Origin of the sequence: Nitrosospira sp. Nsp18, from assembly GCF_900103145.1 — a bacterium.
Lineage (GTDB): Bacteria > Pseudomonadota > Gammaproteobacteria > Burkholderiales > Nitrosomonadaceae > Nitrosospira.
On the sequence record NZ_FMWY01000022.1, the window covers coordinates 35076 to 53521 of the forward strand.

An 18446-nucleotide genomic window follows, 5' to 3' on the forward strand; every position below is an offset into this window, starting at 1 on the left:
TTTTCCTTATATCGTGCTTCTTGATGGCCGTCATACCAACTGAAGCTTGTAGATCTTACTTATTGGAAATAATGGATCGCGCAAATACTGACGACGTGGCTGATGTTGAAGAATGTAACCCCTCCGTTGCCATTCGTCCGGATTTTGGCGTAATCGCGGCATGGGTAAAACCCGGTGCAAGAGTACTCGATCTCGGCTGCGGTGACGGTTCGCTCATGTGTTTTTTGCGCGATGCGCGTAACGTGCGGGGCTACGGCGTTGAAATTGATGACGCCAATGTTCTCGCATGCTTCAATAACGGAGTGAACGTAATTCAGAGCGACCTGGAGTCGGGTCTGCAAAGTTTCGAATCGGATTCATTCGATTATGTAGTACTTTCCCAAACCCTGCAGGCGGTCAAAAATACCGAGCGAATCGTGAAGGAAATGCTACGGGTGAGTAAAGAGGGTATTGTTTCATTTCCGAATTTCGGGTATTGGAAAAATCGCCTGCAGGTTTTAGCCGGCCACATGCCGGTTTCGGAAGCGCTGCCCTATCAATGGTTCGACACGCCCAACATTCATAATTGCACGCTTGGCGATTTTGAAGAATTTTGCAGCCAGCATGGCGCCCGCATCCTCGAACGCCGGGTGCTGAATGGAAATCATCAGAACACGTTTCTACCTAATTTGCTGGGAATGCTGGCGTTTTACCGGTTTGAACAGCAGAAGTAAGCGCAGGGTTCTTTAGGTGCGAGGCATTGCGGGATCCGCAGTTTCAAATTTTGCCCGCCCGGCCAGCCACACTAAAACCAGCACAGGAATACCAAGCAGCGCTGTTCCGGTAAAAAAACTGGCATAACCGTAAGCATCGACAAAGTCGCCGCTGAACCCGGCGATAAATTTTGGCAACAACAACATCACCGAACTGAACAGAGCATATTGCGTGGCGGAATAGGCGGAGTTGGTCAGGCCGGAAAGATAGGCGATAAAAGCGGAAGAGGCAATGCCCGCTGAAAGGTTGTCGGCGGAAATGGTGAATATGAGTCCAGTTAGGTCGTGGCCGCGCCCTGTGAGCCAGACAAACAGAAGATTAGTCGCCGCTGACAATACTGCGCCGAGAAAAAGTGTGCGCATTATGCCAATTTTCGCTATAAATACGCCGCCGATGGCCGCGCCAGCGATCGTCATTACTACACCATAAACCTTGGAGACTGTTGCCACCTCATCCTTGGAATATCCCATGTCTACATAAAACGGGTTGCTCATCACGCCCATCACCACATCCGAGATGCGGTAGACCGCAATTAAAGCCAGAATCAGCAATGCTTGTCCGCCATGGCGCACGATAAAGTCCCGGAAGGGCGCGACCATTGCCCCGTACAGCCAGGCCAGCAGTTGCGTGAGCCGTACGCTCAGATTCCAGTGCGCAATAGCAGCCTTGGCGCGATCTTCATTCTCCGAGATAAGACGGTTAACGGGAACATCGGGCTCCCGTATTATGAGCGTGGTAATAATCCCGATCATCATAAATGCCGCCATCGCCAGATAGGCAGTTCGCCAGGGAGCATAGTTATAGGTCGCTTCCGAAGGATCTACCGCCGCTGCTATCCATAAAGCGCCAGCGGAAGCCAGAATCATCGCCATGCGATAACCTGCTTGATAGGTGGCAGCCATTGCGCCTTGAAGCCTTAGCGACACCGCTTCGATTCTGTATGCGTCCAGTGCAATGTCCTGCGTTGCAGAAGCGAAAGCGACGGCCAGGGCAAAAAAGACCGTATGCGTCAAATTTTCGAGCGGATCTGTGTTCGCTATGCCGATCAGGGCGACGACAATGGAGACTTGCGATAGCAAAAGCCATGCGCGCCGTCGGCCCAGTAAGCGGGTTAATAGTGGCAACGGCAGACGATCTACCAGCGGGGACCACATCCATTTGAAGCCATAAGCCAATCCTATCCAGCTCAAGTGGCCAATAGTGGAACGATCGATCCCCGCTTCCCGTAACCAGAATGACAAGGTCCCCAGTACCAGTAACAGCGGCAACCCGGCAGAGAAACCCAATGACAGCATTCCCAACACCCGTGGGTGGGTGTAAATACGAAAAGCGTGAAGCCAGCCGGACAAGGCAGCGGGCATTAGGCCAAATCCGGCATTCGAGGCAGGGCATCTAATTGATCGATTACCTGATTCGGGATCATAAGCTGTAGTCGTAGTCGATAATAAGCGGGGAATGATCAGAAAACCGTTCCGTCTTATAAATGGACACAGCCTTGGCCTTGGCGGCAATTCCGGGGGTAGCGATCTGATAATCGATGCGCCAGCCCACGTTTTTTGCCCATGCCTGCCCTCGATTGGACCACCACGTATATTGCTCAGGTTCAGGATTGATTTGACGGAATACGTCGACAAATCCAAGCTCGTGAAAAACGTCAGTAAGCCAAGTGCGTTCTTCTGGGAGAAAGCCCGAATTTTTTTGATTGGATCGCCAGTTTTTCAAGTCGATTTCCTTGTGGGCAATATTCCAGTCGCCGCATAAAACGATCTCTCTGCCGCAATCTGCCAATTGTTTAAGCATGGGGAAAAATCGCTCCAGAAAGAAGAATTTTGCGGCTTGCCGATGTTCGCCGCTGGAGCCGGAAGGGAAATAGACCGATATCACGCTTACTCTGCCAAAGTCGAGGCGCAGAAAACGTCCTTCCGCGTCGATCTCGGCGATGCCCAGGCCCTCGATAACGTTGTCCGGCTTGCATCGGCTGTACGTTCCTACGCCGCTGTATCCTTTCTTTTCAGCGCAATGAAAGTAGCCATGATAGCCATCAGGTGATGCTATTTCGCGAGTAATATCAGCGGCCTGTGCTTTCAACTCCTGCATGCATACGATGTCAGCTTCCTGTGTCGGCAGCCATTGAAAGAACCCCTTGTTTGCCGCAGAGCGTATGCCGTTCAGGTTAACCGTTATAATTCGCATATCTGTCTTCTCGGGTTCGTCATTGCAATGTTCAATTTTCGCCAGGAATTTATTGAATTCGCCATCAGCCGCCATGTACTTTGTTTCGGCGAATTTAAAACCAAAGCCGGGCGAATGTCGCCATATTTCTTCAATGCCGGACTATTTAACGATGGCGACTCTCTGAGAAAGCTGGGTCAATTTTACGCCAAAGCCATTCTTGCCGCCCAGCTTCCGTTTGACATGCTGTTCGGCTCCGCCTACAAAGGCATTCCACTGGTTAGCGCCATAGCGATCGAGCTGGCCGAGCGCGGGTATAACTACCCTTTCTGTTTCAATCGTAAAGAGGTGAAAGACCATGGCGAAGGCGGAAACCTCGTGGGTGCGCCGCTGGGCGGACGAGTACTGATGGTTGACGATGTAATTTCCGCCGGAACGTCAGTACGTGAATCCGTTGGTTATATCCTCGGTGCCGGTGCCATTCCCGGGGGACTCATCATTGCGCTGGATCGGATGGAGCGCGGCAGCGGAACGCTTTCTGCCATGCAGGAGGTGCGTCATGAATTTGGTATTAGCAGCACAAGCATCGCCAACCTGGATAGCATCATCGATTATCTGCGGAACAGGAAGGAGTTGGCGCACAACCTGCGTGCGATGGAAGAATATCGCGCGCGATATGGTGTTAATCAATCCGATATTGCGTAACTACACTTCTAAAGTGGGTTACGCGGGTTCAGGCAAGTCGGCGTCGCGTTAGGACAACCGCGCACGCGCATTTACCGCACTTCCTCTGACGGCAGGGTTGAGTTGAAGCTTCTTCCAATAGCGAGCCCCGCTCCGCCCAGCCGGCCGTGCAGCTGGTATTCGGCTTTTGTACGATCGCCGGTAGCCAAGTCAAACGCATGACGAATAATTGCGGTCGCGGGCACGGTCACAGGCACAGTAATAACCGTTTCTCCAAAACGCGAGATGGTGCCGCGCTGATCGCTAACACCGCTCGCGAAGCTCATTCCACGTAAATCGAGATCAAGCGCAATGCCGTCATAATCGACCGGTTGGTCACTATGGTTCTGGATCCTGAGCTGTACCGCAAAGCGCGCTTCCATGCCTTGTCCCTCCAGGGGATCAAGTCCCGCCACAGAGATACGAAGTGGTTCCTGATGATGCAATAAAGCGCATCCGGAAAGGATAAGCACTAACGCCGAGATAAGCAGTTTTCTAAGGTTCATCCAGGCCATCCGTCTTTCAAATCAGGATCATAACTCGAATATTTCATAAACCGGTTGTTTCAGCAAATAAATCTTGATTGAGAAGTTTGCTTTCTCTTTGCCGGGTTAGGGTATTATCGCGATCGAAGCTGGCTAGACAGTCGCTGCCTGCTTTTCAGTAATGGAAGGCAGGGGGAGGAAAGTCCGGGCTCCATAGAGCAGGATGCCGGTTAATGGCCGGCCGCCGTGAGGTGAGGAATAGGGCCACAGAGACGAGCGTATTAAGTTACGGTGAAACGCGGTAACCTCCATCCGGAGCAAGACCAAATAGGCAGGCAATGATGCGGCTCGCTGAGCCTGCGGGTAGGTTGCTTGAGCTTGCGGGCAACCGCACGCCTAGAGGAATGACTGTCCACGACAGAACCCGGCTTACCGGCCAGCTTCATTTTCTTTTGTATGAGACCAACATCCATACAAAAGAAAAAAGCGGTCCTCACACAAACTGGGGTCGCGAAGGCGATGCGCGAATGATATTGATTCGATGATTGAATTCTCGTTCGATTCACTGAATAATTCCATGACACATTCGCCATATGCCCTCATCACCCCTTTATACCGGGGCCCAACAATACTGCACCAAGCAGCTCATGGTTGAGATAAGCACATAATTGGACTGCTTGGATTTATCGCATGCCGCAATTCTGGCGACGCTGGGGTAAACATATTTCAGCTTGATTAGCTCATCTTTTCGCGAAACGACCGGACGTACTCTATTTCCTATTCCCGGACGGTTTGTTATACAATCTTTTACTATCGTCAGCGCTGTGCGCGATGAATTTGCGAATTCGAAACCGGAGATACTATGAAGAAAATGTTTGAGTGGGTTGCTGGGCTAGCGTGTGCTACGAGCGTAGCACTGGTGGCGCTGCCAGTCCACGCCCAGCTTATGCTTGCTCATGAAGGCCATCATTCGGGAGACTGTGCTATCAAATCGGGTGCTTTTCCCGTTGCCTTCAGTGCTTATGAAAAACCGAAGGGCGCACTTCCGCCCACCCATGCATATTGCGATCATGTGCCGGAAGTTGGCGAGTTGTATTTCACGGTAGATTTGACGGATCTCGACTCTCGCGAAATACCAATTGCAGTCCGTATGGTTATGGAAGGGCATGGAGAGGGCGGCGGGGAGCATGAGATTATGTCCATACCAGCCAAAGAGTACGCATCTGGAAGCATCACCTTCTCGCTGAACCTGGAGGAACTTGGCCAGTATGCCTTGCTACTGGAGACAGAGAAGGGTGGGAAGATGACGACAGCGGTGCGCATTCCAGTACATGTCGGAGGGGGTGGAGGTCACGACGGCCATGGCTCAGGCTTTGGCGCGACAGAGATCGTGCTATTGCTGGGCGCAGCCGGCGCCGCTGCCTTCTTTTTCTTGCGCCGTCGGACAACGAGTCCCAAGACTTCCTGACTTAATGGTATCGAGTAAGCAACCAACTCTGCGCTTTCCATCTAGCGGTTGCCCATCAAGGGTGACCTTAGGGACATGGAAGCCCCAAAGTTTCTGCTTTGTCATTTATCGCAGATAAGCGATATCGCACTCTCATTGTTCGAGTCTGTTTTTCTGGTACTGTACTTACCTCATGTAAATATAGTAATGCCCATGAGCTTACTGAACAGAAAGTAAATGGGCGAGCCAGGTCAAATCATTCAGAATGCCTACCCATATTTCCACCTTAAGGAAAGGCTGCGTGGGAGCAGTCCTTTATAGATAAGGAACGCATGCAGGCTGTTCCATAAATTATCATTGTTTTATTCGTTAGATTCCGGATCGATGCGAAGCCGCCAAGCTCTGCCATAACAGGGCGAAGCCTCCGCAACCGGGAAACGGAAAGACCAGGTAACTGCTCAGAGCCTACGCGAAAGTAATTTCGCGCAACTCGGCGAAAGCGCTGCCTACATGATCCATCTGTTCACTGGTATGAACTGCACTAACACTGCAGCGCACCAATGAGCGGCCGTCAGGTGCGGCTGGCGGTAATACTAAATTAACATAGATACCATGATCAAGCAGGCCCTTCCATAGCATCAGCGCCTGCCGCGGCGTGTCGAGTATGATTGCGATAACGGGGCTTGGCTCTGGGCCAAGCTGATAGCCGAGGTCATCAAGCCGAGAATAAAGCTGGTGCACATTCTTCCAAAGCTGTTGGCGTAGCTCGATGCCGTCATGCAGCAATTTGAGTGCTGCCCGGGTTGATGCAATAGTAGCCGGTGTAGGCGATGCGGTGAATATATAAGGACGGCTGACATAGCGTAACTGATCAAGTTGCGGGTGATTGCTCACACAGTAGCCCCCGATACCGCCGAGGCTTTTACTGAATGTACCAGTGATGAAATCAACTTTATCAATGAGCCCCGTTTCCTCTACCAGGCCCTGGCCTGTCTTGCCGAGGACGCCGAGCGAATGTGCTTCGTCTAGAAGAAGCGTGCTGCCGTAGGCATTCTTTAGTTTGACAATCTCCGCAAGGGGTGCCCGATCACCCAGCATGCTGTAAATGCCTTCAACAATGATTAATGTGGAGCGTGACCGGTCTCCGAGACGCCGGAGACGCTTTTCCAGATCCACCATGTCGTTGTGCCTGAACCTGATAATTTCAGCGCCACTTAAACGGCATCCGTCATATATGCTTGCATGAGAATCGCCATCAATTAGAACAACATCCCCAGCGCCAGCCAAGCCGGAGATCGTAGCGAGATTGGCCTGATATCCGGTTGTAAAGACAATACAGGAGTGGCAGTGGTAAAAATCGGCGAATTCCCGTTCAAGAGCGCGGTGTCCACTGTAGCTACCGTTGGCCATGCGTGAACCTGTCGTACCTGTGCCCTCGCTATCGATTGCTGAGTGCGCTGCGGCCAGACACTCCGGCGCGAAGGTAAGCCCGAGATAGTTATTCGTACCCAGGAATAGTATGCGGCGATCGCCAATTCTCGCCTCGGTCGAAGAATAAACCTCTTCTATAGGTGTGCCAAAAACGTCAATACCCTCGGGTAGCAGGGCTTTTCTCGTCGCAGCAACGGCATCAAGCTTATCTAGCAAACTCATTATTGTGCGGACTTTATTCGGTGGATTAAATTCGCAAGCTCTTGAACAGTCTGCACATCCGCAAGCGCATTAAGCGGAACGGAAATGTCAAACTCATCTTCAATTTCCATAACTAGATTCAGCAATTTGACAGAGTCGATCGCAAGCTGATGAATGAGATCAGTCTGCGGTGTGATTTGCGCGTCGGGCTCACAAAATTGCTTAAGGTGATGGCAAAGTTTCTGCAGAACATCGGTGTAATCGCTCGCCATGGCTGCTCGGTTTGAATTGAATTATTTGTTAGAAATTATACCGCTTGAGGCAAGGCATCACGCAGTCGGACCGAGGGCCGCCAACCGGGAAGCGCCTGGGTTAGAGGCGTTATATCGCAAATCCAGTTGGGATGCTGTAATTCTCTGACTTTACCCGGGGTCAACATTGGGGAATAGCGTAGCAACCGCGCCGACCATAAATTAATGGTCGCGACCAACCAAACAAGTGACGCCGGGAAGAAGATACAGTGTACGGGCCGTTTCCAGACTTCCTGCGCAATTACCGCTACAGATTGACTATTGTAGCCTCCGGGCGTCCCATCATCAAGTTCATAGACGCCTTGCACGGGATTTTTAGTGGAAAGCCAACAGGTAATAGCCGCCACCAAATCATTAACGTGTAGTAAACCGAAGCGCATCCCGCTTTGCCCCACCATCGGCAACAGGCCGCGGCGGGTTGCTCTGAAAAGTGGGCTCATTTCTTTATCGCCTGGGCCATAGACGGCGGTCGGACGAAAAACCGCATATGGCATCCTTTGCGAGTGGTCAATAACCAACTGCTCAGCCATGCGCTTACTGGCCGCGTACCAGGAAAGCTCTGGTTGTCTGGCAGCCAAGGAAGATATGAGGAGAAAACGAGGCGGTGAACTTTGCTCTATTGAGGCACGCACAAGATTGCCCGTGCCGTCCACATTAGTATGAATGAAATCTTCGAGAGAGCTACCGCGAACCTGCCCCGCGCAATGTACAACAGCAGATACACCCTCGACAAGGTTCCGCAGTGCCTGATGGTTATCTAAATCACCTTCAATCCATTGCGTAACTTCGTCGCCAACTCGCGGACGCCTGGTCAAGGCCTTGACCTTCCACCCTTCACTGATCAGTGACTGTAGCAGAACACGACCAATAAAGCCGGTGGCGCCGGTCACGGCCACCCAGGACCCTGACATATGCTGGTTATTTTTCCCCGGACTCAGCGGATAGCTGGTCAGTCGGTTGTGTCCGCTGTATGAAACCCTGGCGTGCAGCAAAACGCGATAGCTTACCTGAGGAAGTGCGAGGCAAAGTATGCGGCGAGACCAATTCGACCAGGCAATTGACGCCAAACGCCATATATACAAGACGTTGCAACCGGTTGGTGAGAGATTGGCGATCTGCTACCGAAGTCAGACGACATTCTATGACCAAAACGATCGTTGTAATATCATTAGAATCGGTTATACCAAAGGCGGAGGCTTCCCGTGTTCTCACCTCAGGTTGAAGCTCGGCGAGTTCTTCTATGTCTTGTGCGCGGATATTGCGCCCGTTAACGATGATTACATCTGTACGACGGCCAGTGACATAAAGATCGCCCTCAAACAGGAAACCAAGATCACCTGTATCCAACCAGTTTCCAGGCTGGAGCGTTTTTTCAGTATCTTCCGGATTGTTGAAGTAGCCTGTCATAATACTGCTACCCTGCACCAGCACGCTGCCCACTTTCAAATCAGACAATTCCTGTCCGCCATCATCCACGACCTTGACCGTGTGCTCTGGCAAGGGTCGCCCACAATTTACGAATTCGCTATATTTCCTGCCCTCCACCTGCAACCGGACCGCGATTTTTTTGTCAACCAAAGTCCCAGCGTCTACTTGGATGCTCTGAAAACCTTTTCCAATCTGAGAAAAAGTTACGGCAAGCGTTGATTCCGCCAGTCCATAGCAAGGAAGAAAGGCACGCGCATCAAAGCCTGCAGGCCCGAATTTATCTGCGAAATTTCTCAAGGTATCAGGACGGATCATCTCGGCACCGACACCTGCCGCTCTCCAACTGCTGAGATCAAGGTCTTCCAAATCGGAATCACGGACCCGCAAAGTGCAGAGCTTGAGGCCAAATGGCTGACTAAACGCCACGGTAGCACGGTTTCGACTAATCAGTCGCAACCACTGCAGAGGCCGGATTGCAAAATCACGGGTAGCCAGATAGTCGACCGAAACTTGCGCCACCATGGGGGCCATCACCATGCCCACCAGTCCCATATCATGGTAGAACGGTAGCCATGATGCGCAGCGGTCGCCAGCGCGTATTTCCAGGCCGTGCCGAACAATACCCTGTAAATTGCTCATCAATGCGCGTTCGGTAATAATTACTCCACGCGGAATGCGAGTGCTGCCCGAGGTAAATTGAAGGTAAGCGATTTCTTCAGGGGTATTTACGGGTAGCGCTATATCGGAAACTGCGAACTTTCCGAGTTGTTCCGGAGTGCCGACCCAGCGTAATTCCAGCGATCCTTCTGCAGCTTCGCTCAGAAAATTAATATAATCCACATTGGCTATGGCGGCGCTTGCCTGACCTGCGTCAAGCATCCCGCGCAACTGCTGAACATATACTGCATGACTGCCAAGATTGACCGGCACCGGCATCGCAAAAGGAACCAATCCAGCATAGCGGCAGGCAAAAAACAGCTCTACAAATTCTGGGGTGGTATCGGCAATAATGGCGACGCGATTACCGCTCGTCAGGCCCATGCCCATCAAGCGCCGGGCTGAGGTCTGGGCGTTTTGCCTTAACGCCCGATACGGGAGGATCGAGCGTAGGTTGCCCTTGGCATCATAAAAATTAAATCCCGCGACGCCGCCTGCCGCATATTCCAAGGCAGCGGTCAAGGTTTCAAAATCAGCTAATCGTTGATCTTGAGTGTTGTACGTCGGTGTTGGGGTTATTACTATTGGCGACTCGTTTAATAACCGAGGATCAAACGCTTGCGTTAGCGGAGCGTTCAACTTCGCTATTGTTGAACTCAAGGTCTTCCCCTCCAAATTAATGGTCTAATCATCTTTTTGTAATGTAAGTAATCCGGTCCGAAATACAGTAGTTCTGATTAACAACAGTTTATCGCTCGGGCTCGGAATGCTCAGCTTGAATTTGAATCTATATTAATTAAATACCAGGAGCTCAAGTGCTCTACCAAGATCAGTAACGGACGACACTTTGGTTGACTTCGCTGCCAACGCATTGCTATCCGCCATATCCATATAGCCTTAATGCCACTATTTGAGTCGTCTCAGGCATCGTTTAAATAAACTGCAGACCTTCCTTGAGACAGCAAGATCGACAGGTTCCATTCTGTACGAGTTAGCGGCCAATATAAAGAGATTTTGGAGAATAGAAGAGAAATGTGTCGTTTTTTTGCAACACTACTCGAACCTGCGTCTTCGATTGGACTAGCCGCACTTGGTCTCGACCTCTTCAGCAGGCATTCTACATGAATACGATCGCCAAATGGACGAGCGATTTCATCTTCGTAGTGCGGGCTTCAGCCTGTCGGCAGGTTGTTCATCACAGGCTTATGGAAGGGAATGGGGTGGGTAGCGGGAGGAACTCAGGTTTCCTGATCGTGATAAGCGCAGATAAGTCTGAGTCCGCAGCAGGTCGCTTTACGCTTCTACCCATGCCTTGGCATCGGTGTAGTTACCGAATACTCTGATGTCAGCATCAACGAATAGATTGGATACCCAAGCGCCCCAAGCCTGCCACTGGTTCTCAGTAATTATTGCAACCCGGTTAAATTCACTGCCGTGGGCGCGGATGAATTTGAGATCTTCCCATGCGACGTCGACAGTATAGCCCAGCATATCGCGCCAATCGAACAGCACATTCACTTTGCTGTCGCGCCTGGATTTGTAGAGTACCTGCTCTTCGAATTGCTTATAGTCAGCCAAGGTAAATTCACCGAAAACAGCAACGCTGATTAAATTGTCAGCTTCCTGAATGGTAATCATAGGGTAATCTCAAAAAAACATGCAAAATTAATCAGCCGCAAATTCACAGTTTCACAGTTACTTTATGTACGGCCCGATTTCGCGTCGCACAAATTCATGGAAATGAACCATACCATCTTCCATGGGTGACTGATAGGGGCCTGTTTCATTGATTCCCTGCTCATATAGCGCGCGACGTCCGGCTGTCATCAGTTTGCAGATTTCGTCGTCTTCAACCGCGGTTTCGTGATAGGCGGCCTGTTCCGCTTCAATAAATTCACGTTCGAACAAGACAATATCTTCAGGATAATAAAACTCGACCACGTTGGTGCAGCGCTCTGTTCCCGACGGAACCAGCGTACTTATAATCAGTACATGCGGGTACCATTCTAACATGATGTTTGGATAGTAGAGCATCCAGATCGCACCATACCTCGGTATTTTTCCTGCGGTCTGACGCAATAGTTGCTCATGCCATTTAGCATAGACCGGAGTGCCGGGACGAGTAAGCGCATCATTTACACCCACAGTCTGCACGTTGTACCGCTCTGCAAATTCCCATTTAAGTTCAGTGGTATTAATGAAGTTGCTCAAGCCAGGGTGATACGACTCGACGTGATAGTCTTCCAGGTAAACCTCGATGAAAGTTTTCCAGTTGCAGGCATATTCTTCTATCTGGACCCGCTCCAGTACATGGCCGGAAAAATCGAAATCCTTGAGAACGCTCAGGGGCGCCAGATCGCGCGCGATATTTCTCTTGCCTTCAAATAGCAACCCGTTCCAATTCTGCAGCGGGGTACTGCCAAGGTTGAGGCAGGGATTTTTCGAAAAATTGGGAGCACCCAGCAGCGTACCGCTCATATCGTAAGTCCATCGATGTATGGGGCAGACAATGTTTCTGGTATTGCCGCGGCCCTTCAGCAGCAGAGATTGCCGGTGCCGACAAACATTGGACAGGAGTTCAATGCCACCTTTGTTACGCACCAGAAATTTGGCATTACTCATCCATTCCCGCACATAATAGTCGCCCACATTCGGCAGCATGATTTCATGGCCGACATAACCAGGCCCCTGGTCGAACAAAAGGTGTTTTTCCAGGTCGAGAATGTGCGGGTCAAGGTACCATTCAACCGGCAGTTGAGTCGGCGCCAGTTGGAAAACATCAACGAGATCGGCCATATTTCGTTACTTTTAGATCTTTTGAGGAATAAAAAAGATAGTTGAAAGATAAAAAACGCTGAATAAACGCATTGGGCAAAGTGGGAAGCGCTTGCTCTCTTTCTGAAACGCTTATAATTGCCGCTAAAAGATCGTTTTTGAGGGAAAGTTTCTTGGATTTAATTGACCTGACCCCGCTTATTGCGTTATTTTTGTAGCTTGCCCGCAATATACATAACTTGCGACAATGTGTTTATCATGACAAAGCCCGCTAACCCCGTCAAATTTTCACGGCCCGAAAGTTTCGAAGCCGCATTGACAGAATTGGAAGCTATTGTAATAGAAATGGAAGCAGGACAAATGCCCCTCGAAATATCACTCGAAGCTCACAAACGTGGCGCAGAGTTGCTACAATACTGCCAATTAAAACTACAGGATGCGCAACAACAGGTACGCCTTCTTGAGGCCGACACACTGAAAAATTTCTCCCCGTCCGGTATCGATGACCGCTGATTTCCAGGATTGGGCGAGGAACCGCCAGGTACGCATCGAAAATTCCCTGCAGACCTTGCTTCCCGCCGCAAACGTTGCTCCCGAACGTCTGCATGACGCCATGCGCTATACCGTTTTGGGTGGAGGCAAGCGTGTGCGACCGTTGCTTGCCTTTGCGGCAGGAGAGCTGAACAAGGCGGATGAAGAGCGGGTGACGATTGCCGCGGCCGCAGTAGAACTGATACATGCCTATTCACTGGTGCATGACGATTTGCCATGCATGGATAACGACGTGTTGCGGCGGGGTAAGCCTACTTGCCATATCGAGTATGGCGAGGCCATTGCACTGCTGGCGGGCGATAGCTTGCAAAGCCTCGCCTTTCAATTGTTGGGCGAGCATTGCTTGGCTGATACCCCGAAAATGCAATTGGAAATGGTTAGGCATCTGGCGCAAGCGTCGGGTTCTCGCGGTATGGCGGGGGGACAAGCCGTTGATCTTGCCAGCGTCGGAAAGACATTGAGTCTGCCGGAACTGGAGTTTATGCATATTCATAAGACCGGAGCGCTTATTCGGGCTGCTGTAATGCTTGGCGCCGGTTGCGGTAGCAGTTTGAACGAGAGCCAGTTGATGAGCCTTGATCATTTCGCGAAGTGTATCGGCCTTGCGTTCCAGGTAGTGGACGACGTGCTCGATGCAGAAGCGACTACCGCGACATTGGGTAAAACTGCCGGCAAGGATGCCGAAAATAATAAGCCAACGTACGTGAGTATCCTCGGAAGCAGCCGAGCGCGCGAACTGGCTGAAGAGTTGCGGCGCGACGCATATCGGTCGCTGGATGCTTTTGGCGCAACGGCGGGACGGTTGCGGCAAGTAACCGACTTCATCATCCAGCGGGAGTTTTGACCCGTATTTTCTTCGGTAAAGAATACTATAATTTTCAAGGTTTAAATGTATCCACTGCTTGATACCATCACTACCCCTTCAAAGTTGCGAAGGCTGGAACGCAAGATGCTGCCGCAACTTGCCGACGAGTTGCGGCAGTTCCTGGTTGAATCCGTTTCTAAAACCGGCGGGCATCTGTCTTCCAATCTCGGTACGGTTGAACTGACCATAGCCCTGCACTATGTTTTTAACACACCCAACGACCGCCTGGTATGGGACGTGGGCCATCAGACTTATGCCCATAAAATTCTTACCAGTCGTCGTGAGGGTATGAGCCGACTACGCATGCGGGGCGGTATAGCAGGATTTCCCCGGCGTGACGAAAGCGAGTACGACGCCTTCGGTACGGCTCACTCCAGCACCTCCATCAGTGCTGCTTTAGGTATGGCGGTAGCAGCACAACGCGAGGGTAAAGGGCGATGCGTGGTTGCAGTGATTGGCGACGGCGCCATGAGTGCAGGTATGGCATTCGAAGCCCTGAACAATGCGGGCGCGATGGACACCAATTTACTGGTGATTCTCAATGACAACGACATGTCGATTTCGCGTCCGGTAGGCGCACTCAACAATTATCTCGCAAGGCTCATGTCAGGTCAGTTTTATGCGACGGCACGCCGCGCCGGGGAAAAAATGCTAGGCGTTGTTCCACCCGTGCTTGAACTTGCGAAGCGCGCCGAAGAGCATGTAAAAGGCATGGTGACGCCTAGTACGCTATTTGAAGAGTTCGGTTTCAACTATATCGGCCCCATTGATGGTCATGATCTTGACGTGCTGGTTGGCACGCTCAACAACATCAAGCATCTTGAGGGCCCTCAGTTTCTGCATATCGTAACGCGCAAAGGCGCAGGCTATAAGGCGGCAGAGGAAGACCCGATTCTTTATCACGGCGTAACCAAGTTTAATCCGGATGCCGGTATTATTCCCAAAGCCGCAGGCAAGCCGTCATATACGCAGATTTTTGGAGACTGGCTGTGCGACATGGCTGCAATGGACCAGCGTCTGGTCGGGATTACGCCGGCGATGCGAGAGGGTTCCGGCTTAGTGAGATTCTCACAGGAATATCCTGATCGTTATTATGACGTTGGTATCGCAGAGCAGCACGCGGTCACTTTTGCCGCAGGCCTGGCTTGCGACGGTTTGAAGCCGGTTGTCGCAATTTATTCAACTTTTTTGCAGCGCGCTTACGATCAGTTGATTCACGATGTCGCTATCCAGAATCTGCCGGTGGTGTTTGCTATCGATCGGGCCGGATTGGTTGGAGCAGATGGCCCCACGCATGCCGGGAGTTTCGATTTAACCTATTTGCGCTGTATTCCCAACATCACCGTGATGACCCCAGCGGATGAGAATGAATGCCGTCAGATGCTTTATACCGCATTTCAGATGGATACGCCCACAGCGGTGCGATACCCCCGAGGCGCGGGAACGGGTATAACACCGCAAACGCAGATGCAGATGTTACCGATAGGTCGGGGTGAGATTCGCCGGGAAGGCGTAAAAATTGCGCTGCTGGCTTTCGGCAGCATGCTTAAACCTTGCCTTGAAGCGGCAGAAGAATTAAATGCTACCGTGGCTAATATGCGTTTTGTCAAACCCTTGGACGATGATCTGGTCGCGTCACTGGCGGCAGACTACGAATTGCTGGTAACGGTCGAAGAAAATACCATCATGGGTGGGGCTGGTAGTGCGGTGATAGAATCCTTGGCAAGCAGGGGCTTCACAGTTCCCGTATTGCAATTGGGTTTGCCCGATGTTTTTATAGACCAGGGTGAGTGCTCTCAAATGCTGGCTGATTGCGGATTGGATAAGGCGACCATCGTCGAGTCCGTCAAAGCAAGATTTTTTGAGTAGTTAACGCAACCGGATGCATATATTTATGCATCAGTGTTCGCTTCCAGGAAAAAATACCCTTCATGAATGATGCGAATTTTCCTATTGCGGATGTGCAGAATGCATTCGATACCCGGCTTATTGCAATTAACAGAGCGGGTATCAGGGCCATTCGTCACCCAATCTCGATAAGAGACAGGGACGGGTCTATCCAACACACCATCGCCGTGTTCAATATGTATGTGGATTTACCGCATAACTTCAAAGGCGTACACATGTCGCGCTTTGTGGAGATACTAAACGGCCACGACCGGGCGATTTCTGTGGAATCGTTCGAAAGCATGCTACAGGCCATGGTAGAGAAGCTCGAAACGGAATCTGGCGACATCGAAATGACGTTTCCTTATTTTGTCAGAAAAATGGCTCCGGTTTCACGCATAAAAAGCCTGCTGGATTATGAGGTAACTTTTATCGGCGAACTGAAAAAAGGAAGCTACCAATTCACCCTGAAAGTTGTTGTACCCGTGACTAGCCTGTGCCCGTGCTCCAAACAGGTTTCCGATTATGGCGCCCATAACCAGCGATCCCATGTGTCAATATCAGTTAGAACCAGGAGCTTCATATGGATAGAGGATCTGGTACGAATGGCGGAGGACCAGGCGTCGTGCGAACTCTATGGATTATTGAAACGTTCAGACGAGAAGTATGTAACCGAAAAGGCTTACGACAATCCGAAATTCGTTGAGGACGTAGTGCGTGACATTGCCTCGATACTGAATCGGGACGGACGTATAGACGCCTATGTGGTGGAATCTGAAAATTTCGAATCCATCCATAATCACTCCGCCTACGCGTTGATCGAGCGAAATAAGTGCGAGAGCTGAGGTTCAATTCAATCAGGAAGTTCGCACATTAACCTGTGTGCTGGAAATGCGGAAGAAATTCCTGTCAATGCTTGCACGAGATTCTTTCAATATTATTCCCCAGCAGTATAAATTGACCTTTTGTAGCCGGAAAGGTATATTATCGCCCTTCCGGGGTGTAGCGTAGCCTGGTAGCGCGCCTGGTTTGGGACCAGGATGTCGGGAGTTCAAATCTCTCCACCCCGACCAATTCATGCTAATCTGAGGCGAAATCCGATTTGAGTGGTGCCCGTAGCTCAACCGGATAGAGCACCAGCCTTCTAAGCTGGGGGTTACAGGTTCGATTCCTGTCGGGCACGCCATAAGCTATCTCTTTAGCGATTGGCGCCTGAGCATCAAACTATGCATTATTTTTATCGGATGGTGGCTGTAGCTCAGTGGTAGAGTCCCGGATTGTGATTCCGGTTGTCGTGGGTTCGATCCCCATCAGCCACCCCAAATATATCTCTGCTTCGCATTATCTCTAGTCATCATGGTTATGCACACTGACTGATCCCTACAGTCAGGCACCTGCCAACCTTCACGGATACAAAATATCTTCCAGCAACGCGACCAACTGTGGTACAGGTAACTGTATCGCGTATCCTCACGCGCCTTCTTACCGAAAAAGACCGATAGTTAAGCAAGAGCTTGGCGTCTAAATCTGGCTTAGATGTCTTAGCAGCCTGCCGCACTTAGAGGAATTCAGCTGCAAAAACGACAGGCCCGTTTATATTTCGCCGCTTTTTCAGCCAAATAGAATCAAAATCCTTAAAACATCCCCTCATCCAGTCATTTTTTTTCTGCGATTCTTCAAAGCCCGACAGGATGCTAGAAGCTACACAGATATGGCATGTACTTTATATGGATAGCGCCATCAGCCACCCATGAATCTACGTCTTAAATAGACGCAATCGCATTCCTCGAAGGAATCTCGATGAACGACAGCTAAATATCATCCACTTTGTGCAACACGGATAAGCGAACCCACCTCGTCCGGCTCCAACCCACAAAAAGCAATCTTAATCGGTAAGGGCAAAACGTCTCCTTTTAGAGACCCTAAATTATCATAATAAACATATAGTTATGTTTGAGTAATAAATAATCAATACGCTTTGGCGACATTAATGCGCCAACATGCCGCGCTAAGAAACTGATTTAAAGGGTTAATTAGGTTGGCACGAATCATGCTTATCCTAGTAAGGGGTAAGCCGTCTTCCGCAATTATCGTGTGATCAAAGAGCGAGCTTACAGATTGAATGCACCTCTTGTAGAGAGAGTTCCAAGTAAGCGAACTCGGCCGCCAGCATAAAAGATACGCTGGGCCGCTATGCTCCGGGGAATGCTATGTGCGCTGTCGCACAGACTAAATGAGGCGGATAGAGAAGTATAAGAGGCTTATGTCGATGTATTAAAAGCGGATTAGTCAGTTTTTTTTAGTCTACCGAATATTGAACTCTAAAAGATCCACTGGTCGTCGCGTCAGTTAGAGCGAATGGCTTAAAAAGCATCGCGATGTGACTGGTAATACGGAACGCGTGCCAATATCGGTACTGGAACAACCTGATCTCCCGATAACCGCTAGCTCAATAGAATGAATTCATGGCGGTGTTGATTTAATTATCCGGATCTGACCACCGGAAGCATCCCTGTATAAATGGCAGCTTCGAACCCTGAGTAGGATTACATAACAATTTGTAATTTCCACATCCATTTGAGTCGGTTGGTAACGACATGCTATTGAGAGCGATTTGGAATGCTTGAAGAGCTCAATCAAATCTAACCCATCTAAATAATAAATAGTCGTCCCTGAAAAACCTCATCTTTAACAAACTTCCATCATTAATCGATGGTTCTCTTCATTTTGTTTTTGTCCGAGGCATTGCAAGCATTCCA

16 protein-coding genes, 3 tRNA genes and 1 other RNA gene are annotated in these 18446 nt (G+C 50.4%); 11 read left to right on the forward strand and 9 right to left on the reverse strand.

Going from position 1 to position 18446, the window contains the following annotated elements; genetic code table 11:
* Positions 1-71 precede the first annotated feature (71 nt).
* On the forward strand, positions 72-713 hold the full coding sequence (gene metW / locus BLS94_RS10420) for a methionine biosynthesis protein MetW (protein WP_072768324.1): 642 nt from the start codon (positions 72-74) through the stop codon (positions 711-713).
* 12 nt (positions 714-725) lie between these two features.
* Here the strand turns inward: metW and BLS94_RS10425 are convergent, their stop codons facing one another.
* Positions 726-2114 carry an AmpG family muropeptide MFS transporter gene (locus BLS94_RS10425; RefSeq protein WP_090960659.1) on the reverse strand — a complete coding sequence of 463 codons (1389 nt, stop codon included), beginning with the start codon at positions 2112-2114 and terminating at the stop codon, positions 726-728.
* A gap of 58 nt (positions 2115-2172) precedes the next feature.
* Positions 2173-2946, reverse strand: a complete 774-nt coding sequence (locus BLS94_RS10430) for an exodeoxyribonuclease III (RefSeq protein WP_072768322.1) — start codon at positions 2944-2946, stop codon at positions 2173-2175.
* 27 nt (positions 2947-2973) lie between these two features.
* On the opposite strand from BLS94_RS10430, the gene pyrE reads away from it, so the two are divergent.
* Entirely contained in the window at positions 2974-3630 is a 657-nt protein-coding gene (gene pyrE / locus BLS94_RS10435) for an orotate phosphoribosyltransferase (protein WP_072768321.1), read from the forward strand.
* Positions 3631-3701: 71 nt separating this feature from the next.
* On the opposite strand, the gene BLS94_RS10440 is transcribed toward pyrE, so the two are convergent.
* Positions 3702-4154, reverse strand: a complete 453-nt coding sequence (locus BLS94_RS10440; RefSeq protein WP_090960690.1) for an LEA/WHy family protein — start codon at positions 4152-4154, stop codon at positions 3702-3704.
* Positions 4155-4278: 124 nt separating this feature from the next.
* On the opposite strand from BLS94_RS10440, the gene rnpB reads away from it, so the two are divergent.
* Both rnpB and BLS94_RS10450 read left to right on the forward strand, forming a co-directional pair.
* Positions 4279-4581: RNase P RNA component class A (rnpB, locus tag BLS94_RS10445), an RNA gene on the forward strand.
* Positions 4582-4995: 414 nt separating this feature from the next.
* Positions 4996-5601 carry a hypothetical protein gene (locus BLS94_RS10450; protein WP_072768320.1) on the forward strand — a complete coding sequence of 202 codons (606 nt, stop codon included), beginning with the start codon at positions 4996-4998 and terminating at the stop codon, positions 5599-5601.
* A gap of 444 nt (positions 5602-6045) precedes the next feature.
* Here BLS94_RS10450 and BLS94_RS10455 read toward each other — a convergent pair whose 3' ends face one another.
* The 6 genes from BLS94_RS10455 to BLS94_RS10480 form a co-directional block, all read right to left on the reverse strand.
* Positions 6046-7233 (reverse strand): serine palmitoyltransferase, encoded by a 1188-nt coding sequence (locus BLS94_RS10455; protein ID WP_090960664.1) that lies wholly within the window; start codon positions 7231-7233, stop codon positions 6046-6048.
* Positions 7233-7484, reverse strand: a complete 252-nt coding sequence (locus BLS94_RS10460; protein ID WP_072768318.1) for an acyl carrier protein — start codon at positions 7482-7484, stop codon at positions 7233-7235. Before BLS94_RS10460 ends, BLS94_RS10455 begins: the two co-directional genes overlap by 1 nt.
* 35 nt (positions 7485-7519) lie before the next feature.
* A complete protein-coding gene (locus BLS94_RS10465) occupies positions 7520-8434 on the reverse strand; it encodes an NAD-dependent epimerase/dehydratase family protein (RefSeq protein ID WP_090960667.1) in 915 nt (304 codons plus the stop codon).
* Between the two features lie 7 nt (positions 8435-8441).
* Positions 8442-10283: a fatty acyl-AMP ligase gene (locus BLS94_RS10470; RefSeq protein ID WP_371130275.1), complete on the reverse strand. Its 1842-nt coding sequence runs from the start codon at positions 10281-10283 to the stop codon at positions 8442-8444.
* A gap of 618 nt (positions 10284-10901) precedes the next feature.
* On the reverse strand, positions 10902-11246 hold the full coding sequence (locus tag BLS94_RS10475) for a SpoIIAA family protein (protein ID WP_072768315.1): 345 nt from the start codon (positions 11244-11246) through the stop codon (positions 10902-10904).
* Positions 11247-11303: 57 nt separating this feature from the next.
* Positions 11304-12404 carry an aromatic ring-hydroxylating oxygenase subunit alpha gene (locus tag BLS94_RS10480; protein ID WP_072768314.1) on the reverse strand — a complete coding sequence of 367 codons (1101 nt, stop codon included), beginning with the start codon at positions 12402-12404 and terminating at the stop codon, positions 11304-11306.
* 237 nt (positions 12405-12641) lie between these two features.
* Between BLS94_RS10480 and BLS94_RS10485 the strand changes: the two genes are divergently transcribed.
* The 7 genes from BLS94_RS10485 to BLS94_RS10515 all read left to right on the forward strand — a co-directional run bounded on the left by BLS94_RS10485 (position 12642) and on the right by BLS94_RS10515 (position 17009).
* On the forward strand, positions 12642-12896 hold the full coding sequence (locus tag BLS94_RS10485) for an exodeoxyribonuclease VII small subunit (protein ID WP_072768313.1): 255 nt from the start codon (positions 12642-12644) through the stop codon (positions 12894-12896).
* Positions 12886-13779, forward strand: a complete 894-nt coding sequence (locus BLS94_RS10490) for a polyprenyl synthetase family protein (protein ID WP_090960674.1) — start codon at positions 12886-12888, stop codon at positions 13777-13779. The genes BLS94_RS10485 and BLS94_RS10490 overlap by 11 nt, the downstream gene beginning before the upstream one ends.
* Positions 13780-13824: 45 nt before the next feature.
* Positions 13825-15669 carry a 1-deoxy-D-xylulose-5-phosphate synthase gene (gene dxs / locus BLS94_RS10495; RefSeq protein WP_072768311.1) on the forward strand — a complete coding sequence of 615 codons (1845 nt, stop codon included), beginning with the start codon at positions 13825-13827 and terminating at the stop codon, positions 15667-15669.
* 62 nt (positions 15670-15731) lie between these two features.
* The gene (gene folE2 / locus BLS94_RS10500) at positions 15732-16532 is read left to right on the forward strand and encodes a GTP cyclohydrolase FolE2 (protein WP_090960677.1); all 801 of its coding nucleotides are present in this window, start codon (positions 15732-15734) and stop codon (positions 16530-16532) included.
* A gap of 151 nt (positions 16533-16683) precedes the next feature.
* Positions 16684-16760 (forward strand) — tRNA-Pro (locus BLS94_RS10505).
* Positions 16761-16796: 36 nt separating this feature from the next.
* Positions 16797-16873, forward strand: a tRNA-Arg gene (locus tag BLS94_RS10510).
* A gap of 61 nt (positions 16874-16934) precedes the next feature.
* Positions 16935-17009, forward strand: a tRNA-His gene (locus BLS94_RS10515).
* The last annotated feature ends 1437 nt before the right edge of the window (positions 17010-18446 follow it).